Source organism: Shewanella sp. ANA-3 (genome assembly GCF_000203935.1).
Taxonomy (GTDB): domain Bacteria; phylum Pseudomonadota; class Gammaproteobacteria; order Enterobacterales; family Shewanellaceae; genus Shewanella.
This window is the reverse complement of record NC_008577.1, coordinates 3,610,054-3,632,109: the sequence shown is the minus strand read 5'-3', so window position 1 is coordinate 3,632,109 and position 22,056 is coordinate 3,610,054. Positions and strand designations below refer to the sequence as shown.

Genomic DNA, 22,056 nt, shown 5'->3' with positions numbered 1-22,056 from the left:
TATGGAACCGATTAAAAATTTGCCACGTTTGTGTCGTACTTTGGGTTATGAGTTCAAGAATATTGATCTCCTCACCCAAGCATTGACCCACAGAAGTGCGGCAAATAAGCACAACGAGCGGTTAGAGTTTTTAGGCGATTCGATTTTATCGATAGTGATTTCTGACGCCTTATACCATCAATTTCCTAAGGCGACTGAGGGTGACTTGAGCCGGATGCGCGCGACCTTAGTGCGTGGTGATACGCTCACCTTGATTGCTAAGGCCTTTAAGCTTGGGGATTATTTATTCTTAGGCCCCGGCGAGTTAAAGAGTGGTGGTTTTAGACGTGAGTCCATCTTGGCCGATGCGGTCGAGGCGATTATCGGCGCAATCTACTTAGATTCCGATCTTGAAGTGTGCCGTAAGTTATTACTGCATTGGTACGCCGAGCGTTTGGCCGAGATCCAACCCGGTGTGAATCAAAAAGACGCGAAAACCTTACTGCAAGAATATTTACAAGGGTTAAAGAAGCCGCTACCCGATTACCAAGTAATCAACATAGAAGGCGATGCCCACGATCAAACATTCACCGTTGAATGTCGTATAGATGACTTGAGCGAAAGCGTGATTGGCGTAGCGAGTTCGCGCCGTAAAGCCGAGCAGATTGCCGCGGCTCAAGTATTGGAGTTACTGAAGAAATGACCAAAAAAACAGACTTGCCAGCTGTCGATGCCGCTAACGCGAGCAATGAGCCGAGCTTAGATGAATTACTGGCAAGGATGAATGCAGCGAGCGCGGCGGCGCCGTCTGTTCACTATGATGTGACCTACTGTGGCATGGTGGCCATTATTGGCCGCCCTAACGTGGGTAAATCGACCCTGCTGAACCGTTTGCTTGGGCAAAAGATCAGTATTACCTCGAAAAAGCCGCAAACGACGCGTCATCGCATTATGGGTATCCATACCGATGGCCCGCGTCAAATCGTGTTTATCGACACGCCTGGCCTGCATATTGAAGAGCAGCGTGCGATTAACCGTCTGATGAACCGCGCGGCGGCGAGCTCGCTTGCCGATGTGTCTATGGTGATTTTTGTGGTCGATGGTATGACATGGACCGCCGATGATGAAATGGTGTTAAGCAAACTTCGCCGTGGCGGTGAAGAACGTAAAACCGTGTTAGCCATCAACAAAGTCGATAATATCAAAGACAAAGAAGCCCTTTTCCCCTATTTGGAAGAAGTGGCCAAGAAGTATCCCTTCGATGAAATTCTGCCGATTTCTGCCAGCAAAGGCACCAACGTAAAGCGCATTTTAGAGATGGCGGCAGAGTCGCTGCCCGAGAATCCGTTCTTCTTTCCTGAAGATTATGTGACTGACCGTTCGCAGCGTTTTATGGCCTCTGAAATTGTCCGTGAAAAACTGATGCGCTTCCTCGGTGATGAATTGCCCTACGATGCGACGGTTGAAATCGAGCAGTTTAAGATGATGGAAAACGGCGTTTATCAAATCAATGCCCTGATCCTCGTCGAGCGTGAAGGCCAAAAGCGGATGGTGATTGGTAGCAAAGGCGAGCGCATTCGTACCATCGCTACGCAAGCGCGCCTCGATATGGAAACCTTGTTTGATAACAAAGTGTTCCTCGAGGTGTGGGTAAAGGTCAAATCCGGTTGGGCCGATGATGAGCGCGCCCTGCGAAGCTTAGGTTACGGTGACGATTAATCGTTACTGATAATAGGCCGAGCCTGATCATGAACGAGCGCGCAGACCGATGAAACGGGGCTATGTTTTGCATCATCGCCCTTACCGGGAGTCTAGCGCGCTGGTCAATCTCTTGGTTGACGGTATTGGTCGTGTCGATGCCGTCGCGCGAGTTGGGAGCGGTAAACGCTCCATCAAAAGTATTCTCCAACCCTTTCAGCCGCTGATTTTTGAATTTAGCGGTAAGTCTGAACTCAAAAACATCAGCCAAATTGAAGCGGCCGCGCCAGCCGTGCCTTTATCGGGTTATAGCCTGTACGCCGGCATGTATATCAATGAGTTGCTGATGCGTATTCTGTCGGTTCACCATAATGCCGAGGCGTTATTCCTCATCTACCATCAAGCCTTGGTCGGGCTCGCGGCGCAGTTTTGTGAGTCGAAGCTGCGCTACCTTGAGCTGGCCCTCTTGCGGGAACTCGGGGCTATGCCATCCCTTATCCGCGATACTCAGGGCGAACCGCTGATCCCTGAACATTACTATCAGCTTGTGCCAGAACTTGGCTTTCAATTTGTGTTGAACAGCAGGGCAAAGCATACCTATCAAGGCGCGATGTTAACTGCACTTAACGATAATCAATTGTTGCAAGAGCAGTTTTTAGAGGCCAAACGATTGATGCGGTCCATGCTGCAACCCTTGCTCGGAAATAAGCCGCTGGTGAGTCGGCAGCTGTTTATTCAAGCGACAGCCTCAAATAGAGATGGGAATAATTAGCCCTAGCTCCTGTTTTTTACTGTCTGTCCCAGTACAATAGGGCGCAAATCAGCGTTAATTCTAGCCTTACAAACATAAAGGAGTTCCCGATGAGCCGTATCTTATTGGGTGTTAATATCGACCATATTGCGACCCTGCGTCAGGCTCGCGGCACCAGTTATCCTGATCCTGTCCATGCAGCGGCGGTTGCCGAGCATGCGGGTGCCGACGGTATCACGATTCATTTACGGGAAGACAGACGTCATATTATCGACCGCGATGTGTATCTGCTGGCGAAAACCTTAAAGACGCGGATGAACTTTGAGTGTGCCGTGACAGAAGAAATGCTCAACATCGCCTGTGAAGTCAAACCGACCTACGTTTGCTTAGTCCCTGAAAAACGTCAAGAAGTGACGACCGAAGGTGGGTTAGATGTGGCTGGTCAACTAGATAAAATCACTGCCGCGGTAAGCCGTTTAGCCGCCAATCGTATCCAAGTGTCACTGTTTATCGATGCCGATAAGACGCAAATCGATGCCGCCGTCGCCGCTGGCGCGCCACTTATCGAAATTCATACCGGTTGCTATGCCGACGCTAAAACCGCTGAAGAAGAAGCCAAAGAGCTTGCACGTATCAGCGAAATGGCAAAATACGCCCATGGCAAAGGCTTAGTCGTGAATGCGGGCCACGGGCTGCATTACCACAATGTTAAGCCGATTGCGGCGATCCCAGAGCTGTATGAACTCAATATTGGCCATGCCATTGTCGCGCGAGCGGCCATTGATGGCTTAGCGACAGCGGTTAAAGACATGAAAGCGCTGATGTTAGAAGGTCGTCGAGGCGAATAATGGCAATCGTTGGGCTTGGCACTGACATAGTTGAAATCGAGCGTATCACCGCCCATGTGGCACGTTCCGGCGATAAGCTGGCTAAACGTGTACTGACGGATGCTGAGTTCGATATCTATCAACAGCATAGCCAACCGAGCCGCTATTTGGCTAAACGCTTTGCCGCCAAAGAGGCCGCAGCTAAAGCCTTGGGGACGGGGATTGGTCGAGGGGTATCTTTTCAGCATATCCACATCGGGAATACACCTGATGGTGCGCCGACGATTGATTTTACAGAAGGGGCGCAGCAGCGTTTAGCTTTGCTCAACGGCGTGGTCGGGCACATTTCAATCGCGGATGAAAAATCCTACGCTATTGCGACGGTTATCCTCGAATCTCGCTAGTCTCTTACCCGTTACTATAAAGGGAGCTTTAGCTCCCTTTTTTATTGCCTTAAAATACCTAGCAACATTTTTGTTACTTTTTACTGTTCAGTCTCGCATTTTTGGGCTAGGTTAGGTCAAAAGTGGTATCTAGACACTAATTTGCAGGGACACAGTAAAAGGAGCCCCAGATGAAATCCGCCGTAGAGCAGCTATCAACCTATAAGAGTGTGCATTTAAATCAGCGCAATATACTAACCCATTTCGTTGGTATCCCATTGATTATATGGTCTGCTTTCCTATTACTAGCGACTATCCGTATTCCACTTGGCAGCGCGAGTGATGTGAGTTTAGGTGTGATTTTAGGGGCTGGTGTGCTGGTTTATTACTTTCGCTTACATGCAAAGTTAGCGATTGGCCTAGCTTTATTTATCGCCCCCGTCGTATATACGACTGAGCTAATGGCTGATTCTCCCAACGCCTTCTGGTTGTTTATATCGGTATTTATCGTGGGATGGATTTTCCAGCTAATTGGCCATCAATACGAGAAGGCCAAACCCGCTTTTGTGGACGATTTAAACCAACTGCTAATTGGCCCATTTTTCTTAATGGCCGAAGTGTATTTTATCTTGGGGTTAGAAAAGGAGTTAGATGCCGAGATTACACCTATCGCTATCGAAAAGCGCCGAGTACTCGAAGCACGTCTAAAGACGCAAAGCGTTAAATAATTTCTTGGGGGAGAAGGAAATCGGCTGATTCCATTTGGAACCAGCCGATTTTTTATCTACAAAAATTAGCGTGGCGACTGATAATGCTGCGGAATGATGCGTACTGTTTTGACCATATTATCCGCGACTTCAATCACTTCTAATGGGTAACCCGCTAGGCGAAGGCTAGTGTTCTCGGCGGGGATATCCTCTAAATACTCTAAGATCAAGCCATTGAGGGTTTTAGGGCCATCGGTTGGGAAATCCCATTTCATTTCTTTATTCAAATCACGGATAGTGATACTGGCATCGACTAAGTAGCTTCCATCCTGCTGGGCAGTAATATCTTCACTCGGTGTGGCCAACATAGAGGTAGTGAAGTCGCCGACAATTTCTTCGAGAATATCTTCGAGTGTCACCAATCCTTGAATATCACCATATTCATCGACCACTAGGCCGATGCGCTCTTTATTGTGCTGAAAGTTGGCTAATTGCACATTGAGCGGTGTTCCTTCGGGAATAAAGTAGAGTTCTTTTACCGCACGTAGCAATGAGGATTTACTGAACTGCTCCTTTGATTGCAGGCGCAGTGCGTCACGCAGATGAATAAAGCCGACGGCATCGTCAATGGTATCGCGGTATACCAACACTCGAGTATGTGGGCTTTGGATCACTTGGCGATTGATAAATTTAAAGTCATCGTTGACGTTAATCGCGTAGATATCCGAGCGCGGCACCATGATGTCTTCAACGGTCACTTTTTCTAAATCGAGAATCGATAACAGCATTTCCTGGTGGCGTTGGGGGATCAAGGCGCCAGCCTCATGTACAACCGTCCTTAACTCTTCTTGGCTCAGTGCATCGCTACTGCTGATGGTCTTGATGCCAAAGAGGCGCAGTATGCCTGTGGTTATCCAGTTCACGCTGGTGACGACATAGGCAAAAATCGTTGATAGACCAATGAGTAAAATACTCGATGGGAAGGCAATGCGTTCAGGGTTCAAGGCGGCGATAGTTTTGGGGGTGACTTCGGCAAAGACTAATACGACTAAGGTCAGCACACCTGTGGCGACCGCGACGCCTAAATCGCCCCAAAGGCGCATTCCAATAATGGTCGCTATGGCGGAGGCGAGAATATTAACGAGGTTATTACCTATCAGAATCAAGCCAATTAAGCGGTCAGGACGTTCGAGTAACTTGAGGGCGCGTATCGCACCTTTATGGCCGTTTGAGGCGAGATGCCTTAACCGATAGCGGTTAAGGGTCATCATGGCGGTTTCAGAACCTGAAAAGTAGGCAGAACAAAGGATAAGCACTAGTAAGAAAATGAGGAGTGCGCTTGTCGATATAGCGTCCAAAAATAGGCTCCAATCAGGCCGATAAGGTTAAGTTGATACCGAGAAATAAACAGGGTGTCAAGTCAGCTCAGGGAATTAGCGCCTAAGCTGACTTGAAATTATTAACTAAGAATTAACTCTTTGACAATCCGAGCGCCAAAATAGGCTAAGGATAACAAGGTCGCGCCGGTTAAGGTGTAAATGACCGCGGTGCGAATTTTACAGCCAACCCAATACTGCTGCCATAACATGGCGATGTACACAAACCACGCGATGATAGACAGAATCGCCTTATGGCCTTTGCCATCGGCAAACATATCATCGAGGAAGATAAAGCCAGTGGCGAGGGATAAACTCAGTAAAATCACCCCAATAATCACAAGATGATAGAGCTGTTTTTCTACCGTCATCAGCGGCGGAATGCCTGGGCTTAGCATTAATTGTTTCTTCTTGAGTTTATTTTGGATCATCGCTAGCTGAATCGCGTACAGGGCGGCGATCATCAGGGCGCTGTATGCCATAAGAGAGAGCACTACGTGGGCTAAGACCTCAGGGTACAGCTCAAAGTGAGTAATAAACTTAGGCGGCAATAACCAGAGTAGGGCTACAGAGAGCACAGAACAGGCGTAAACCACGGGCACAACCACAATCACTTTTAGCCTAAACATCATCACGGTAAAGGTGAAGGCGATGATCCAGTTCACTAAGGAGATCACATTAGTGAGGCTGAAGTTTTGTCCATCGGTCGTAAAAATCGCTTGAGAAAGGGCGGCAGCGTGCAAAATCACGGCGATGGCGGCGACACCGGCAACGGCCTTACGATTAGGACCTTCAGGATGGAACAGTCGACTTGTCACTAATACCAATGCGATGCAATAAAAAAACATGGCTGAGGCAGAAAAAATGACCATGGGTAATTAACCTATTCGTGTTGTTAATGGTGCCTTGAAAACGGGGCATACAGATCAATATTTTGTCTAGAATAACATGAGCCGTCGGCAAATGGGCAGTGACATAAGTTGCAAAATTTAGCAGATTCTTATTGTTAGACGTAAATAGTCGTAGGCGAATCGCAAAATATGACCTAAAGCAGGTTAGTTGCCGAAGTTTACGCAAGTAGGGCATAGCAGTAGCATAATGCGCCCGCATCGTTATAATACAGCCCATTAATCAAGATCCTAAAGGTATAGAGCAGGACGATGTTTGAGAATCTAACCGACAGACTGTCACGCACGCTGAAAAATATCAGTGGCCGTGGTCGCTTAACCGAAGAAAACGTTAAGGAAACCCTGCGCGAAGTGCGTATGGCGCTGCTGGAGGCCGATGTTGCCCTGCCTGTGGTGCGTGAATTCGTTAACAATGTAAAAGAACGTGCCGTTGGTCAGGAAGTGGCGAAGAGCTTAAGTCCTGGTCAAGCCTTTATTAAGATTGTTCAAAGTGAACTTGAAAAATCCATGGGTGAGGCCAACCAAGCTCTGGATTTAGCCACTCAGCCGCCAGCCGTGGTGATGATGGCGGGTCTTCAAGGTGCGGGTAAAACGACCAGCGTTGCCAAATTAGGTAAGCTCCTGCGTACGCGCCATAAGAAATCGGTTCTGGTCGTCAGTGCCGACGTTTACCGCCCTGCAGCGATTAAGCAGCTAGAAACCTTAGCGACCGAAGTCGATGTGGAGTTTTTCCCATCGGATGTGAGCCAAAAGCCAATCGATATCGCCAAGGCGGCCATTGCCCACGCTAAGCTTAAATTTATCGATGTGGTGATCCTCGACACTGCGGGCCGTCTGCACGTCGATGAAGCCATGATGGATGAAATCAAGGCGTTGCACGCGGCGGTTAAGCCGATTGAGACACTGTTCGTGGTCGATGCCATGACGGGTCAAGACGCGGCAAACACGGCTAAAGCCTTTAACGAAGCGCTGCCGCTCACCGGTGTGATTTTAACTAAGGTCGACGGTGATGCGCGCGGCGGTGCGGCATTATCGATTCGTCATATTACCGGCAAGCCGATTAAATTCCTCGGTGTTGGCGAGAAGACCGATGCCCTAGAGCCTTTCCATCCAGACCGTATCGCTTCACGTATTCTCGGCATGGGCGATGTATTATCGCTTATCGAAGAAGTTGAGCGCGGTGTCGATAAAGACAAAGCGATGAAGCTGGCTTCCAAAGTGAAGCAGGGCGGAAGTTTTGATCTCGAAGATTTCCGCGAGCAGCTACAGCAGATGAAAAACATGGGCGGCATGATGAGCATGATTGAAAAGCTGCCCGGTGTGGGTCAATTGCCACCCGATGCCTTAGCGCAAATCCAAGACGGTAAAATGACCCGTCAAATGGAAGCCATCATTAACTCAATGACGGCCAAAGAGCGCAAAAACCCCGATTTAATCAAGGGCTCACGTAAGCGCCGTATCGCTGCGGGTTCTGGCACACAAATTCAAGACGTGAACCGTTTATTGAAACAGTTTACCCAAATGCAAAAGATGATGAAAAAGATGTCGGCCAAGGGCGGCATCCAGAAGATGATGCGCGGAATGCGTGGCATGATGCCTGGCGGCATGAAATTTCCTGGCCGTTAATGCCAGCGATTTTCATCAAAGTTGATGCTTTATCAGTTGGTTGATTCTATTTGAAATGAGGCGGGCAATCCTAAGGCAGGTTTAATAATCGCCAGATTTGGTTGCATTCGTTGAAAAGTCAGGTAAAATCTTCCGGCTTTCTATCTGGGACTCTTCGCGAACACGGGGTTCCAGTTTTTATTTTTGCTTCAAGCAAATCATTAGAGGATTGAAAACGCATGGTTACCATTCGTTTAGCTCGTGGTGGCGCTAAAAAGCGTCCATTTTACAACATCGTTGTTGCTGACAGCCGTAACGCTCGTGACGGTCGTTTCATTGAGCGTGTTGGTTTCTTCAACCCATTGGCTCGTGGCCAAGAAGAAACTTTACGTTTAGACCTAGCTCGCGTTGAGCACTGGGTTGCGAACGGCGCTGCGACAACTGATCGCGTAGCAAAATTGATCAAAGACGCTAAAGCAGCTGCTTAATAGCGTTAAGGTATAGATTGATGAGCAGTAACCAACAGCCAGTCGTACTGGGGAAATTAGGCTCCTGTCATGGCATTAAAGGTTGGCTGAAAATCACCGCCTATACCGATTCTGTTGAAGGTATCTTTGACTATTCACCTTGGCTTATTAAAGAAAATGGTGAATGGCGCGAAGTAAAAGTCATTCAGTGGCGTTACCAAGGTAAGGCGGTTGTCGCCGAGCTTGAAGGTGTCACCACGCGGGAGCGAGCACAAATGCTCACCAATTGCGAAATTGGGATCCTGCCAGAGCAGATGAACGATTTGCCAGAAGACGAGTTCTATTGGCGTGACCTCATCGGTTGTGAAGTGATTAATACCAATGGCTATAACATGGGTGTTGTCGATCAAATCGTGGAAACCGGTTCGAACGATGTGCTCTTAGTGAAAGCCAACGCGAAAGATAGCTTCGGCAAAGTGGAACGTATGCTTCCCTTTGTCCCAGGGCAATTCATCTTAAAGGTGGATGTCCAAGGTAAACAGATTTTAGTGGATTGGGATCCTGACTTTTAAGTCGAGGTACAACATATGTGGTTAGGGGTAATTACCCTGTTCCCAGAAATGTTTCGTGCCGTAACAGACTTTGGGGTTACGGGTCGTGCCGTGAAGAACGGTCTGCTTGAGTTGCACACGTGGAATCCTCGCGATTTCACCCATGATAGACACAGTACGGTAGATGACAGGCCTTACGGCGGTGGTCCCGGAATGTTGATGATGGTGCAACCCTTACGCGATGCCATCCATGCTGCGAAAGCGGCGGCAGGCGAAGAGGCAAAGGTGATTTACTTGTCACCTCAAGGACGCAAGCTGGATCAGCAAGGCGTTACTGAGTTGGCTGAATCATCCCGGTTGATTCTGGTGTGTGGTCGATACGAAGGTATTGATGAACGCATCATTCAAACGGAAGTGGATGAAGAATGGTCGGTTGGGGATTACGTGCTTTCGGGCGGTGAATTACCCGCAATGACCTTGATAGATGCAGTATCGAGATTGGTTCCTGGCGTGCTAGGAAAACAAGCTTCGGCGGAGCAAGATTCTTTCTCCGACGGTTTACTGGACTGTCCTCATTACACGCGCCCTGAAAGTCTGGATGGACTCGATGTACCCGCAGTACTGCTAAGTGGCAACCACGAACAAATTAGACTCTGGCGTTTGCAGCAAAGCCTTGGTAGGACTTTTCTAAGACGGCCAGAATTATTTGAAAATCTAGCTCTGACTGACGAACAATCGACTCTTTTAGCGCAGTTCGTTGAAGCAATGGACAAGAATGCTTAGTCGTAGCTCAGTTAATTCTAGAACGGAGTAAGTTATGAACAACATCATTAAAATGCTCAACGATGAGCAAATGAAACAAGACGTACCTGCGTTTGGTGCTGGTGATACAGTAGTAGTTCAGGTTCGTGTTAAAGAAGGTGATAAAGAGCGTTTACAGGCTTTCGAAGGCGTTGTAATTGCTAAACGTAACCGTGGTCTGCACTCTGCATTCACAGTACGTAAAATCTCTAATGGCGAAGGTGTTGAGCGTGCATTCCAAACGCACAGCCCTCTGATCGCTAGCATTGAAGTTAAGCGTCGTGGCCGCGTTCGTCGCGCCAAACTGTACTACTTACGTGATCGTTCAGGTAAATCTGCACGTATCCGTGAAAAGCTGGCTACTAAGTAATAGTACCCGCTACAGAAAACAAGACGTAGTGTTCGCACAGAAAACCGCCCTCGTGGCGGTTTTTTGTTGCCTGCAGTTTGTCTTTTTAGCCATTTCGAGTGCGTTTCGGGTTAAGTGCCGATTTTATTAAATTCTTCCTTGATCTTCTGCCAATTAATAGGCATATTGGTCGCTCATTGTAATGGTGTATCATTACAATGTTACGTGGTGGCCTCGGCTATTTATTCTTCCCCGCAGCGGTTTGAGATCCAGACTCCTGAGCAAATGGGGATATGACTTCAGTTTTCGGTGGTAAGCATGCAACAGGATACGATCAATAACGTACACATCAGTTCAGAGAAAGTTCTTATTACACCGCAGGAGCTAAAAGCGACTCTGCCACTCTCTGAGCACGCGTATCGTTATATCCTCAATGCACGCAAAACCGTGGCGGATATTGTCCATAAGCGTGATAACCGCGTGCTTATTGTCACCGGACCTTGCTCTATCCATGATATCGATGCCGCCAAGGAATACGCCTTAAAGCTTAAACAACTCCACGATGAACTCAGCGATGAGTTTTACATCTTGATGCGAGTCTACTTTGAGAAGCCACGTACCACAGTGGGTTGGAAGGGGATGATTAACGATCCTGATATGGATGAATCCTTCGATGTCGAGAAGGGCTTGAAGATGGCCCGTGAGCTGATGATTTGGTTGGCCGAACTCGAACTGCCTGTGGCAACCGAAGCGCTCGACCCTATCAGCCCGCAGTACATCTCAGAATTAGTGACTTGGTCAGCCATTGGTGCCCGCACGACTGAGTCGCAAACCCACAGGGAAATGGCGTCGGGTTTATCTATGCCCGTCGGTTTTAAAAATGGTACAGACGGAAAGCTCGATGTAGCCATTAACGCGCTGAAATCGGCGGCTAGTAGCCACAGATTTATGGGGATTAACCAACAGGGCCAAGTCGCGTTATTGCAAACTGCGGGTAACCCAGATGGGCATGTGATCCTCCGCGGTGGCGCAACGCCAAACTACGATGCTCAGAGCGTCGCCGAATGTGAGGCGCAGTTACATAAGGCCAAACTCAATGCGCGCCTTATCATCGATTGCAGCCACGGTAATTCCTCTAAGGATTACACCAGGCAAATTCCGGTGTGTGAAGATGTATTTAACCAAATCTACAACGGCAATAAGTCCATCATTGGCGTGATGTTAGAAAGCCATTTAAATGAAGGTAATCAAAGTTGTGATAAACCATTGAGCGAACTGGCCTATGGGGTTTCTGTGACAGACTCCTGTATTAATTGGGAAAAAACCGAAAGCGTTTTACGTGCGGGCGCATCGAAGTTATCTTCGGTATTAGCAACCCGTTTCGATATGCTCAAAGTGGCCAATGCTTAAGAGTTAATCTTAAGAGCCGAATGTTTAAACACCTGACTTTAGGTGTGTAGTGGACTGATAAGATGAACGAAAAAACCACAACTGAATTAGAACACCTTCGCGGACTCATCGATGGTGTCGACCAGCAATTGCTGCATTTACTGCGTAAACGCTTAGATTTAGTCGCGCAGGTGGGCACGGTTAAACACGCCGCAGGCCTGCCGATTTATGCGCCGCAACGTGAAGCGGCAATGTTGGCAAAACGCCGCGAAGAAGCCAAAACCATGGGCATTGCGCCGCAACTGATTGAAGATATTTTGCGCCGTTTGATGCGTGAGTCCTACCTCAATGAGAAGGATGTTGGCTTTAAGCAAGTGAAAAACGATCTCGGTTCGGTCGTGATTGTTGGTGGTAAGGGCCAGCTTGGTGGATTGTTTCAACAAATGCTGTCGCTCTCGGGTTACCAGGTCAAAGTGCTGGATAAAGACGACTGGCAGCAAGCTGAAACCTTATTTGCCGACGCCGGATTGGTATTGGTGACTGTGCCTATCGCCATCACCTGCGACATTATCCGTGAGAAACTGACCCAATTACCGCAGGAATGTATCTTAGCCGACTTAACCTCGATCAAGACTGAACCCATGAATGCCATGTTGGCCGCTCACAAAGGGCCCGTTGTCGGGTTTCATCCCATGTTTGGCCCAGATGTCGGCAGTTTGGCTAAGCAGGTTGTAGTGGTGTGCCATGGGCGTGGAGCCGATAAATACCAATGGCTGCTGGAACAAATTGGGATTTGGGGCGCGCGGATTGTCGAAGCAGAACCTGAACGTCACGACAATGCGATGCAGCTGGTACAGGCGATGCGTCACTTCTCGACCTTTGTGTATGGCTTGAATCTTTGCAAAGAAGAAGCGGATATTGAAACCCTGCTGCAATTTAGCTCACCTATCTATCGCTTAGAGCTCGCCATGGTAGGGCGTTTGTTTGCCCAAAGCCCCGAACTCTATGCCGATATTATTTTTGCCCAGCAGGATAGCCAGCATGCAATTGGCGATTATTTGGATAACTACCGTGAGGCATTAGAGCTATTAAAGCGGGGCGATAGGGACGCGTTTATCAGCCAGTTCCAAACGGTTGCAAAATGGTTTGGTGATTTTGCACCGCAGTTTCAGCGTGAAAGTCGCATGATGCTGCAATCGGTCAGTGATATGAAAACAAACTGATAATGAATGAGTTAGCCAAAAAAATGCCCATCTTTGATGGGCTTTTTTTTAGGTTTTTTAGGCTGATTTTACCGTGTTAATTAGCAATTACTGAAGGTGATCTCTCTCTAAGATTTCGCATTCGAACCAAGAAAAGGCTATCGCTTATTCATGGTTTCGGTAGACTTATTTTAAACATGCAAAAATAAAGCATGAATTTAAATTAGGAGTCTATCCATGTTTTGTATTCAGTGTGAGCAAACTATTCGTACCCCAGCTGGCAACGGTTGTAGCTATGCCCAAGGCATGTGTGGCAAATTGGCCGCGACCTCGGATCTGCAAGATTTGTTAATCTATATGCTGCAGGGTGTTTCAGTGTATGCGACTAAGGCGCGTGAACTGGGCGTCATTAACCCTGAGGTGGATACCTTTGTTCCTAAAGCTTTTTTCTCAACCTTAACCAACGTTAACTTCGATGATGAACGCATCATCGCCTATGCCAAGCAGGCCGCTGAATACCGTGAAAGTTTAAAAAATGCCTATGAAGCGGCGTGTGAAGCTGCGGGTAAACGGGCTGAATCACTCCCTCCTGTGGCGCAATTTGTACTGGGTACCAGCAAGCCCGAAATGTTGTCTCAAGCACCAGTCGCCTTACTCAATAAAGATAAAAATGAGATCCACGAAGATATCCTTGGGCTGAGACTACTGTGCTTATATGGCCTTAAAGGGGCTGCGGCTTACATGGAGCACGCCCGTGTTTTAGGTAAAACCGATGCTGAGATTGCTGGTCGCTTCCATGAAATCATGGCGTTTCTTGGTGAGCCGAGTGTCGATGCCGATAAACTGTTCACTACAGCCATGGATATTGGTCAGCTGAACTACCGTATCATGGCCATGCTCGATGCGGGCGAGACCGAAGCCTTTGGTCATCCTGAACCGACTGTCGTCAACACTAAACCGGTAAAAGGCAAAGCGATTCTGGTTTCTGGCCATGATATGAAGGACTTAGAGCTTATCCTCGAGCAAACGGCGGGCAAAGGCATTAATGTTTATACCCATGGTGAAATGCTGCCTGCGCTTGCGTATCCCGCCTTTAAAAAATATGCCCATTTAGTAGGTAACTACGGCAGTGCATGGCAGAACCAGCAAAAAGAATTCGCTAATTTCCCCGGCGCTGTAGTGATGACCTCAAACTGTATTATCGACCCGAATGTGGGCCAATATAGTGACCGTATCTTTACCCGCAGTATCGTGGGTTGGCCTGGTGTGACCCATGTAATTGGGGATGATTTTTCAGTTGTGATCGACAAGGCTCTTTCACTTGATGGCTTCCAATACGATGAAATTCCACACAATATCACCATCGGTTTTGCCCGTAATGCCTTAATGGCCGCAGCACCGACTGTGGTGGAAAACGTCAAAAACGGTTCTATCAAACACTTCTTCTTAGTCGGAGGTTGTGATGGTGATAAGTCGGAGCGGAGTTATTTCACCGATTTAGCGAAATCGGCGCCAAAGGATTCCGTCATCCTGACCTTAGGTTGTGGTAAGTACAAATTCAACAAGCTGGAATTTGGCGATATCAACGGTATTCCGCGCTTACTCGACATTGGCCAATGTAACGATGCCTATTCGGCTATTCAGTTAGCTATTGCACTATCACAAATCTTTGAATGCGATATCAATGAATTACCATTGAACCTCGTGCTTTCATGGTTTGAGCAAAAAGCCATTGTCGTGCTACTGACGCTGTTGTCGCTCGGGGTGAAAAACATCCGCACCGGCCCAACGCCGCCAGCGTTTTTAACGGCTAATCTTGCCAAAATTTTGGAAGAAAAATTTGGTCTGCGTAACACCACCACAGTTGAAGCCGATCTGAAGACCATGCTGAACGTGGCCTAGGCCGATTTATGCATGGAGTCACTGCGGCTTTCGCGTTAAAGCCGCAGTGTTATGGATACAAAGACGATGAATATCAGTACTATGCAAAATATCATGCCAAGTCCCGCTTTATCTTCTGCGCCTGCAAGTGTTGTGGGTTTTAGCCAGTTAGTGTGTGTGGAGCGCTGGAACGAAACCGCCGATGTGGTGAGTTTTCGTTTTCAAGCCGGTGAGCCGATGAAGTTTGATTATAAGCCGGGGCAATTTATGACCTTAGTGCTAGAGATCAATGGTGAGCAGGCTTGCCGCAGTTACACCTTGTCCTCAACCCCTTCGAGACCTTATTCCTTAATGTTAACCATTAAGCGAGTCGATGGCGGACTGGTGTCGAATTACTTGATTGATCATTTACAGCCGGGGCAAACGGTACGCGTCTTACCGCCAACCGGGCAGTTTAATCTGTTTGATATTCCTGCCAAAAAATACCTATTTTTGAGTGCAGGCTGTGGGATCACGCCCATGTATTCGATGTCGCGTTATTTAACCGACAGCCAAATGAATGCTGACATTGCCTTTGTGCACAGCGCTCGTACCCAGGCCGATATTATTTTTAAAACCTCATTAGAGACCATGGCTACGCGCCATCGAGATTTTAAGCTGCGTTATATTGTTGAGGATGTCACCGCTGACACGGCTTGGCATCCCGAGGCGGTATTGCATAATGTCGGCCGTTTAAGACCTGATAATCTACGAGATTTAGTCCCCGACTTTGCCGAGCGAACCGTGTTTTTGTGCGGACCAGAGCCTTATATGCAGGCGGTCAAAACGATTCTAGCTGAGCTTAACTTCGATATGACTCAGTTGTATCACGAGAGTTTTGCTACTGCGGTGAAAGAGGCGCAATCCCGCGTAAAACAGGCCGAAATGCAGACTGAAGCTCCTGAGAGTGGTAGCAACAGTTTTATGTTATCTATTGGCGATAAAAAGCGGGCTTTAACGGCCGAGCAAACCTTGCTTGAGGGGATTGAAGCCGAAGGTTTGCCGATAATTGCGGCCTGTCGCTCGGGCGTATGCGGTGCGTGCAAATGCCAAGTGCTCGAAGGGGAGACCGAGTCCACAAGTAGCATGACCTTAACACCTAGCGAAATCGAAGCCGGATATGTGTTAGCTTGCTCGACTAAACTCAAATCGGATGTAACGCTGTCTTTGACCTGACATTAGCCTTTGAAGGGCATAGGTTGATTCAAAAAATCGGTGGTTTAAAAGATCTTGCGCAGAAATATTTTTGCGCCTTAGTTGCGATTATGTCTGCGAGAACGTAAGGTTAAAGACGAGGGCGGAGTAACGCCCTGTCCCATCGTCTGGCTGGAGTCTCTCAATGACAACGACAACCACATATGCCGCAAAAATTGAAGATCGCAGCTTAGGCCATTTGCTTTACGCCTTAATGTCAGGCTTTCCGCTGTTACTGCTGCCGGTATTGTTGAGCCTATTTATCAACTTGTCTCAACGACATACGCAAGGTAATGCCTTGCTAGCATCACATCTACGCTGGCAACGTCACTCCAATGTGATATTTCTTGGTCTGTTAGTATTGGGCTATTGTCTGCCCATCACTTGGCTCAGTCTTTCGATTTATCTCTTTGGTATCATTTGGTTTTGCCATCGGATAATTAAAGGCTGGTTAAGTCTGTTGGATGGTTTAGAAGTCTAAAACTTGTGCTAGAGTTTCTTCATCTTAGGGTGATTAGAGACTCTTATGACTAGTTATCAAATTCTCTGTATTCTCTGTGCGTTAGCTTTAGTCACGTCTGTGGCATCCTCGCGTTTGCATAAGCTGCAAGAAACCGTCGCCATTACTGCATTAGCCTTAGGAATGAGTCTGTTGCTATTACTGGGCGGTAAAGCGCTTGGCGGCCATGTTTATGGTTACTTTGTGGCGGGGCTGGAGAAACTCGACTTTCAGGCGCTATTGCTCAATGGCATGTTAGGTTTTCTCTTATTTGCCGGGGCATTGCAGATCCGCTTAAAAATCTTAAGGCATCAGAAATGGGAAATTCTCATTCTTGCCTTTGTCAGTACCTTACTCTCGACTTTTATCGTCGGTGGTTTGCTTTATTACATCGCGCCCATGCTGGGATTACCCTTGGCCTTAAGCCATTGTTTGCTCTTTGGTGCCTTGATTTCCCCCACAGATCCGATTGCCGTGTTAGCCATTCTGAAGAAGATGGGCGCGCCCGAAGATATTGCGATTCAGGTAGAAGGGGAATCGCTCTTTAACGATGGTATAGGGCTGGTGATTTTTGTGGCCATCTCCCATCTGGCTTTTTCAACTGAGCCGCTAACCTTTTCGCAAATTTCGCTATTGTTTGTTCAAGAGGCGCTCGGGGGCGTCGTTTATGGCGCCGTGCTAGGCGTATTGCTGCACCATTTCTTTCGCTACTGTGAGGAAGAAACCCAGTTGATGCTAGTCACTTTGCTGATCCCGACGGCGGGTTATGTCATAGCCGAAGTGTTAGGGGTATCGGGGCCTCTGGCGATGGTCAGTGCTGGGATGATTATCGGTAACTACAGCGTGCCTAAGTATTTTGTGCGCCATGAGCGGGTGAAACTCTACACTTTTTGGTCGCTGATTGAATCCTTCTTTAATGCGCTGCTGTTCCTCCTGCTGGGATTATTACTCTTGCTCGTCACCTTTAAGGCGCCATTATGGTGGTTTATGTTAGTGGCTATTCCTCTGGTGTTAACGGCGCGGGCGGTGAGTGTATTTTTGCCCTATATCGGATTTAGGATGGTGAAGTCTTACAATCCCTATGCCGAGTCGATACTCATTTGGGGTGGGCTCAGGGGGGGGGCTGGCCTTGGCCATGGCGATGAGTTTACCCGAGGGCGTGATTGTCGATTCACAAAGCGGTGTCGAGCTGCGTGAGCTACTGCTCGTGATGACCTATGCTGTGGTGGTGTTTTCAATCTTAGTGCAGGGCTCGAGTATGACGGGGTTAATTCGTCGCAGTAATGCGGTGGCAACAGAGGCTTATCATCAGATTGCACCTGAGCGGACCTAGGTTAGCTGGGTTTAACCTTGAGGGGTAAAACCCAAACCCTAAGCTCTAAATCTACAGTCCTAAATCCACAGCTATGAAGCCTAAGTTCTAAACAAGACAGCCACGATATTCGTGGCTGTATGTTCCTTAGTATCCTTATATGCTCAAATTAGCGATATAACTCCCTCACGACCTCGGCCATCAGCGCTAATGCGTCATGTGCTTTATCTTCTTCGAGGGAGCAATTCAGCACTAGGCCATCGGCTTTCAGCTGTTTAATTCCTTGAGTTTGCAGTGGCAGCGTATCTTCGCTGATGGCATAACAAGGGTTAATTACTATGGGGAGATGACTATTGGCCTTAATTTGGATAAGGCTTGCTAAATCCAAGGTGGGTAAGTTGGCATTGTTATAGGTACGAATGCCTGAGTCACATAGGATAAGCTGTTGGTTACCTTGACTTAAAATCGCCTCCGTTGCCGCCATAAACTCCTCATAACTTGCCATATCGTTGCGTTCGAGGAATAGCGGGATCGGCAAGGTGCCTGCCTGAGCCAGCAGAGCCTGATTAAACATTTGTTTGCCCGTTAAGAACAACATGTCGGCATGACCAGTCGCCAATGGCATATCCGTCGCCTGTTCGATGGCGATAACACAAAGCAAATCATACTGATGCAGGGTTTGGCGCAGCTTAGGGATGATAGCTTCGGCCGAGACGAGTGAGTGGCATCCGTCTAAAATTACCGCTTGAAAACCCGCCTCTTTTAGCTGTTTTACTCTGCGCTCAAAGGCGGATAAGGCGGCCTGTGACGACTCTAGCTGCAGCAGGCTTTTGCTCAGCGTGATCTTGGCAATGGCTCCAATATGGCCTGCACCAATGGTAAAGGGGCCGCAGTGAATTTCACTCGCCTGCGCCTTGTACGCCTTACTGAAGCGATAGGGCGATGGGTCAAGGCTCACCGTACTTATCACCTGCGCTTTTGAGGTGCTCGGCTCGATAAGTAATTGGCTATTACTGAGTTGTGTCGGTTTGACGGTTTCACAGGGGTAACATCCTAATACTTTGATAAAACGCGTGATCCTCTCGAGCTGCTTGAGCCCTTGCTGCATGGCTTCGCTGGAGATATTGGCATCGATATCCAGATAGAACATTTCTTCCCACGGCGTGCCAGGAATAGGGCGAGACTCGAGTTTACTCATATTCAGCTGATGCGCCTTGAGCACCAATAGGGCTTCAACCAAGGCGCCAGCCTTTTGGCCAGTGGCCATGATCAGGGTGGTTTTGGCAGGCAGTTGCTCGGGTACGGCTACGGCTTTTCGAGCCACCACGATAAAGCGACTCTGGTTAATTTTTTGGTTCGCAAGACCCGACTCAATCGACTCGAGTTGGTACAGCGCGCCACCTTCAGTGCTACCAATTGCTGCGGCGCTATTGTCGGCAGATTGATTGACCTTCTCCATTGCTTCGGCGCTGCTTGAGCAATATTCCAGTCTTAAGTCTTTGTGCTGGCTCAGATAACGGCTGCACTGACTGATAGGCTGCGGATGGGCGTAGACGGTTTTGATATCACTCAGTTTGCTGCCCGGTTTGCCCAACAAACAATGGCTGACTTCGATAGTTGTCTCGCCAACGATGGAGAGGCTGGTGTGTTGCAGCACATCATATACTTCGTTGATCGAGCCGGACGAAGTGTTTTCAATCGGCAAAAAGCCATAGTCGGCGTGGCCTGACTCAACGGCTTGGACAATCTCATCGAAACTTTGGCAGCCTAAATCGAGCATCTCAACCTGACGACGTTGGCAATAGCGAGAGGCGGCCAGGTAAGAGTAGGAGCCGCGGGCGCCAAGGTAGGCGATACAGTATTGTTGTTTTTGCGTTTCTGGATTGGCGCGGCCGTGGAGATAAGCCTGCTGGTTGAGGACTGAGTCTTCGATAATGCTTTGATACAGTGATATTACATAATGGGCATCTAAACCTTTTTCTCGGCCAGCGGTGACTAATCTTGCCAGCAGTTCTTTTTCCCTTTGGGTGTCGCGAATGGGTCTCACATCAACTTCTTTACTGCGGGCCACTTCAAGGCTTAGGCGTCGACGTTCGGCGAGTAACGAGAGAAGCTCATTGTCGAGGTGAGTAATTTGTTCTCGCGTTTGATTTAAAGGCTGTGGTTTTTGCATTCTGACCTCATTTGCCACCGTATTATCGAGCGTTTAAGACGAAAAAGCCTCCCAGTGGGAGGCTTTGGATTTTTACTTTCGTTTTTACACAGTAAATCCGCCTCCTAGAGTGGGGGTGTAAAAAAGAAAGTAAAAAAAGCTGCGGTATTTGTTTTCATAGGGAGTAAAACTAAAGGGCGAGGGCGTGGCTGTCAATCAAAAATTATTCAATCGCGATTTTCTTTCCTCTTCTCGTTGCTAGGCTGCAATTATTCCTGAGCCAATCGTCATTTCGCCTTCGAGCCCAATAAAAAAGGCGAAGAAATTCTTCGCCTTTTCAGTGCTATTAGCGATTACTCGCCTAATTCTACGCCAGCTCGATTGATCAGGAACTGAGTCAAAATTGGCACAGGGCGACCGGTTGAACCTTTATTCGCGCCGCTGTTCCAGGCAGTACCCGCCACGTCTAAGTGAGCCCAGTTGTACTTTTTGGCGAAACGAGACAGGAAACAAGCCGCGGTAATCGCGCCCGCTGGACGACCACCTAAGTTGGTCATGTCGGCAAATGGGCTATCGAGCATATCTTGGTACTCATCCCACAGTGGCATGCGCCATGCGCGGTCACCACTTTGCTCACCTGCATTCAGCAACTCGTGAGCCAGAGGATTGTGTGATGAGAACAGGCCTGAGGCATGTTTGCCTAAGGCAATCACACAGGCGCCCGTCAGTGTTGCCGTGTCGATAACCAGCTCTGGGTCGAAACGCTCAACATAGGTCAATACGTCACACAGTACCAGACGGCCTTCGGCGTCGGTGTTGAGTACTTCAACGGTCTGACCCGACATTGTGGTTAAAATGTCACCTGGGCGGTAAGCATTGCCCGATGGCATGTTTTCACAGCCCGCGAGAATACCGACGACGTTGATGGGCAGCTTCATATCACAGATGGCTTTCATGGTGCCGATAACACCAGCAGCGCCGCCCATGTCGTATTTCATTTCATCCATGGCTTCGCCTGGTTTTAATGAAATACCGCCTGAGTCGAAGGTTAAGCCTTTACCAATCAACACGATAGGTTTCTCTGTGCTGTCAACGGCACCCTTGTATTCCATCACTGTCATAATGGATTCATTGGCACTGGCGCGGCCAACGGCAAGGTAAGAGTTCATGCCGAGTTTCGCCATTTGCTCTTCGCCCACAGTCGTGACATGCAGGTTTTCGTGAACTTCGGCCAATTGGCGAGCTTGAGAGGCTAAATAGGCTGGATTACAGATATTTGGCGGCATGTTAGCCACATCGCGGCATAAATGCATACCGGCAGATACGGCCATGCCGTGCTCAATCGCACGCTCACCTAAGGTCAGTTCGCGGCGAGTCGGGACATTAAACACTAACTTGCGCAGTGGACGACGGGTCTCACCTTTACGGGTTTTGAGCGCATCGAAGCTGTATAAACTGCTATTGGTCGTTTCGACGGCTTGGCGAACTTTCCAATAGGTATCACGACCTTTCACGTGTAACTCGGTCAAGAAGCACACGGCCTCCATTGAACCCGTTTCATTTAAGGTGTTGATGGTTTTAGTGATGATCTGCTTGTACTGGCGCTCGTCTAGTTCTCGTTCTTTGCCGCAACCGACTAACAGCACTCGTTCACTCAATACGTTAGGAACGTGGTGCAGTAATAACATTTGGCCAGGCTTACCTTCTAAATCGCCGCGACGCAGTAGATTACTGATATAACCTTCGCTAATCTTGTCTAATTGCTCGGCGATGCCGGATAGACGGCGGGGTTCATAAACACCGACAACGATGCAGGCTGAGCGTTGTTTTTCGGGGCTACCGCTCTTTACGCTAAACTCCATGAGCACTCCTAGATTCTTAAAGACAAATTTTTATATTTATTGGATAATGTCTGCTTGTCCCGAAAAGGGCCTAAGTTATTACTCCAAAGGTGATTTATTCTCGGCACTTGAGTCACGTTTTTGT

Annotated in this window: 20 protein-coding genes, 1 pseudogene and 1 other annotated feature; of the genes and pseudogenes, 17 read left to right on the top strand and 4 right to left on the bottom strand. The window is 48.2% G+C overall.

Annotation, left to right across the window (positions count from 1 at the left end):
• Window position 1 precedes the first annotated feature (1 nt).
• From rnc to SHEWANA3_RS15865, 6 genes are all read left to right on the top strand, one after another.
• Window positions 2–682 carry a ribonuclease III gene (rnc, locus tag SHEWANA3_RS15890; RefSeq protein WP_011717872.1) on the top strand — a complete coding sequence of 227 codons (681 nt, stop codon included), beginning with the start codon at window positions 2–4 and terminating at the stop codon, window positions 680–682.
• Entirely contained in the window at window positions 679–1,698 is a 1,020-nt protein-coding gene (gene era / locus SHEWANA3_RS15885; RefSeq protein ID WP_011623597.1) for a GTPase Era, read from the top strand. The genes rnc and era overlap by 4 nt, the downstream gene beginning before the upstream one ends.
• Window positions 1,699–1,747: 49 nt before the next feature.
• Window positions 1,748–2,449 carry a DNA repair protein RecO gene (gene recO, locus SHEWANA3_RS15880; protein WP_011717871.1) on the top strand — a complete coding sequence of 234 codons (702 nt, stop codon included), beginning with the start codon at window positions 1,748–1,750 and terminating at the stop codon, window positions 2,447–2,449.
• An 89-nt stretch (window positions 2,450–2,538) separates the two neighbouring features.
• A complete protein-coding gene (pdxJ, locus tag SHEWANA3_RS15875; protein WP_011717870.1) occupies window positions 2,539–3,276 on the top strand; it encodes a pyridoxine 5'-phosphate synthase in 738 nt (245 codons plus the stop codon).
• Window positions 3,276–3,659, top strand: a complete 384-nt coding sequence (gene acpS / locus SHEWANA3_RS15870) for a holo-ACP synthase (protein ID WP_011717869.1) — start codon at window positions 3,276–3,278, stop codon at window positions 3,657–3,659. The genes pdxJ and acpS overlap by 1 nt, the downstream gene beginning before the upstream one ends.
• A gap of 170 nt (window positions 3,660–3,829) precedes the next feature.
• Window positions 3,830–4,366, top strand: a complete 537-nt coding sequence (locus tag SHEWANA3_RS15865; RefSeq protein ID WP_011717868.1) for an Mpo1-like protein — start codon at window positions 3,830–3,832, stop codon at window positions 4,364–4,366.
• Window positions 4,367–4,431: 65 nt separating this feature from the next.
• Here the strand turns inward: SHEWANA3_RS15865 and SHEWANA3_RS15860 are convergent, their stop codons facing one another.
• Together SHEWANA3_RS15860 and ccsA are read right to left on the bottom strand one after the other, a co-directional pair.
• Entirely contained in the window at window positions 4,432–5,703 is a 1,272-nt protein-coding gene (locus tag SHEWANA3_RS15860) for a CNNM domain-containing protein (RefSeq protein ID WP_011717867.1), read from the bottom strand.
• 101 nt (window positions 5,704–5,804) lie between these two features.
• A complete protein-coding gene (ccsA, locus tag SHEWANA3_RS15855) occupies window positions 5,805–6,593 on the bottom strand; it encodes a cytochrome c biogenesis protein CcsA (protein WP_011717866.1) in 789 nt (262 codons plus the stop codon).
• Between the two features lie 288 nt (window positions 6,594–6,881).
• On the opposite strand from ccsA, the gene ffh reads away from it, so the two are divergent.
• The 11 genes and pseudogenes from ffh to SHEWANA3_RS15800 all read left to right on the top strand — a co-directional run bounded on the left by ffh (window position 6,882) and on the right by SHEWANA3_RS15800 (window position 17,939).
• On the top strand, window positions 6,882–8,255 hold the full coding sequence (ffh, locus tag SHEWANA3_RS15850; protein WP_011623589.1) for a signal recognition particle protein: 1,374 nt from the start codon (window positions 6,882–6,884) through the stop codon (window positions 8,253–8,255).
• A 218-nt stretch (window positions 8,256–8,473) separates the two neighbouring features.
• Entirely contained in the window at window positions 8,474–8,722 is a 249-nt protein-coding gene (gene rpsP, locus SHEWANA3_RS15845) for a 30S ribosomal protein S16 (RefSeq protein WP_011071566.1), read from the top strand.
• 20 nt (window positions 8,723–8,742) lie between these two features.
• The gene (rimM, locus tag SHEWANA3_RS15840; protein ID WP_011717865.1) at window positions 8,743–9,273 is read left to right on the top strand and encodes a ribosome maturation factor RimM; all 531 of its coding nucleotides are present in this window, start codon (window positions 8,743–8,745) and stop codon (window positions 9,271–9,273) included.
• Window positions 9,274–9,288: 15 nt separating this feature from the next.
• Window positions 9,289–10,035, top strand: coding sequence for a tRNA (guanosine(37)-N1)-methyltransferase TrmD (gene trmD, locus SHEWANA3_RS15835; RefSeq protein ID WP_011623586.1), 747 nt, complete (start codon window positions 9,289–9,291; stop codon window positions 10,033–10,035).
• A gap of 34 nt (window positions 10,036–10,069) precedes the next feature.
• Window positions 10,070–10,423: a 50S ribosomal protein L19 gene (gene rplS, locus SHEWANA3_RS15830; protein WP_006080791.1), complete on the top strand. Its 354-nt coding sequence runs from the start codon at window positions 10,070–10,072 to the stop codon at window positions 10,421–10,423.
• A 297-nt stretch (window positions 10,424–10,720) separates the two neighbouring features.
• Window positions 10,721–11,812, top strand: a complete 1,092-nt coding sequence (locus tag SHEWANA3_RS15825) for a 3-deoxy-7-phosphoheptulonate synthase (protein WP_011717864.1) — start codon at window positions 10,721–10,723, stop codon at window positions 11,810–11,812.
• Between the two features lie 62 nt (window positions 11,813–11,874).
• Window positions 11,875–13,014, top strand: coding sequence for a bifunctional chorismate mutase/prephenate dehydrogenase (gene tyrA / locus SHEWANA3_RS15820; RefSeq protein WP_011717863.1), 1,140 nt, complete (start codon window positions 11,875–11,877; stop codon window positions 13,012–13,014).
• 216 nt (window positions 13,015–13,230) lie between these two features.
• Complete coding sequence (hcp, locus tag SHEWANA3_RS15815; RefSeq protein WP_011717862.1) at window positions 13,231–14,895, top strand: hydroxylamine reductase; 1,665 nt, start codon at window positions 13,231–13,233, stop codon at window positions 14,893–14,895.
• A gap of 66 nt (window positions 14,896–14,961) precedes the next feature.
• A complete protein-coding gene (locus SHEWANA3_RS15810; RefSeq protein ID WP_041412720.1) occupies window positions 14,962–16,089 on the top strand; it encodes a hybrid-cluster NAD(P)-dependent oxidoreductase in 1,128 nt (375 codons plus the stop codon).
• 163 nt (window positions 16,090–16,252) lie between these two features.
• A complete protein-coding gene (locus SHEWANA3_RS15805; protein WP_011623581.1) occupies window positions 16,253–16,588 on the top strand; it encodes a hypothetical protein in 336 nt (111 codons plus the stop codon).
• Window positions 16,589–16,633: 45 nt separating this feature from the next.
• A pseudogene (locus tag SHEWANA3_RS15800) lies at window positions 16,634–17,939 on the top strand (sodium:proton antiporter).
• 148 nt (window positions 17,940–18,087) lie between these two features.
• Here the strand turns inward: SHEWANA3_RS15800 and SHEWANA3_RS15795 are convergent.
• Window positions 18,088–20,091, bottom strand: a complete 2,004-nt coding sequence (locus SHEWANA3_RS15795) for a chorismate mutase (protein ID WP_011717859.1) — start codon at window positions 20,089–20,091, stop codon at window positions 18,088–18,090.
• Between the two features lie 37 nt (window positions 20,092–20,128).
• Window positions 20,129–20,247 (bottom strand) — a sequence feature (Phe leader region).
• Between the two features lie 176 nt (window positions 20,248–20,423).
• The gene (gene pepA, locus SHEWANA3_RS15790) at window positions 20,424–21,932 is read right to left on the bottom strand and encodes a leucyl aminopeptidase (RefSeq protein WP_011717858.1); all 1,509 of its coding nucleotides are present in this window, start codon (window positions 21,930–21,932) and stop codon (window positions 20,424–20,426) included.
• Window positions 21,933–22,056: the final 124 nt, after the last annotated feature.

What these genes read in the sequence shown, in the direction of transcription:
- rnc (WP_011717872.1), top strand. Translation starts at nt 2, where the DNA reads ATGGAACCGATTAAAAATTTGCCACGTTTGTGTCGTACTTTGGGTTAT.
- era (WP_011623597.1), top strand. Translation starts at nt 679, where the DNA reads ATGACCAAAAAAACAGACTTGCCAGCTGTCGATGCCGCTAACGCGAGC.
- recO (WP_011717871.1), top strand. Translation starts at nt 1,748, where the DNA reads ATGAAACGGGGCTATGTTTTGCATCATCGCCCTTACCGGGAGTCTAGC.
- pdxJ (WP_011717870.1), top strand. Translation starts at nt 2,539, where the DNA reads ATGAGCCGTATCTTATTGGGTGTTAATATCGACCATATTGCGACCCTG.
- acpS (WP_011717869.1), top strand. Translation starts at nt 3,276, where the DNA reads ATGGCAATCGTTGGGCTTGGCACTGACATAGTTGAAATCGAGCGTATC.
- SHEWANA3_RS15865 (WP_011717868.1), top strand. Translation starts at nt 3,830, where the DNA reads ATGAAATCCGCCGTAGAGCAGCTATCAACCTATAAGAGTGTGCATTTA.
- ccsA (WP_011717866.1), bottom strand. Translation starts at nt 6,593, where the DNA reads ATGGTCATTTTTTCTGCCTCAGCCATGTTTTTTTATTGCATCGCATTG.
- ffh (WP_011623589.1), top strand. Translation starts at nt 6,882, where the DNA reads ATGTTTGAGAATCTAACCGACAGACTGTCACGCACGCTGAAAAATATC.
- rpsP (WP_011071566.1), top strand. Translation starts at nt 8,474, where the DNA reads ATGGTTACCATTCGTTTAGCTCGTGGTGGCGCTAAAAAGCGTCCATTT.
- rimM (WP_011717865.1), top strand. Translation starts at nt 8,743, where the DNA reads ATGAGCAGTAACCAACAGCCAGTCGTACTGGGGAAATTAGGCTCCTGT.
- trmD (WP_011623586.1), top strand. Translation starts at nt 9,289, where the DNA reads ATGTGGTTAGGGGTAATTACCCTGTTCCCAGAAATGTTTCGTGCCGTA.
- rplS (WP_006080791.1), top strand. Translation starts at nt 10,070, where the DNA reads ATGAACAACATCATTAAAATGCTCAACGATGAGCAAATGAAACAAGAC.
- SHEWANA3_RS15825 (WP_011717864.1), top strand. Translation starts at nt 10,721, where the DNA reads ATGCAACAGGATACGATCAATAACGTACACATCAGTTCAGAGAAAGTT.
- tyrA (WP_011717863.1), top strand. Translation starts at nt 11,875, where the DNA reads ATGAACGAAAAAACCACAACTGAATTAGAACACCTTCGCGGACTCATC.
- hcp (WP_011717862.1), top strand. Translation starts at nt 13,231, where the DNA reads ATGTTTTGTATTCAGTGTGAGCAAACTATTCGTACCCCAGCTGGCAAC.
- SHEWANA3_RS15810 (WP_041412720.1), top strand. Translation starts at nt 14,962, where the DNA reads ATGAATATCAGTACTATGCAAAATATCATGCCAAGTCCCGCTTTATCT.
- SHEWANA3_RS15805 (WP_011623581.1), top strand. Translation starts at nt 16,253, where the DNA reads ATGACAACGACAACCACATATGCCGCAAAAATTGAAGATCGCAGCTTA.
- SHEWANA3_RS15795 (WP_011717859.1), bottom strand. Translation starts at nt 20,091, where the DNA reads ATGCAAAAACCACAGCCTTTAAATCAAACGCGAGAACAAATTACTCAC.
- pepA (WP_011717858.1), bottom strand. Translation starts at nt 21,932, where the DNA reads ATGGAGTTTAGCGTAAAGAGCGGTAGCCCCGAAAAACAACGCTCAGCC.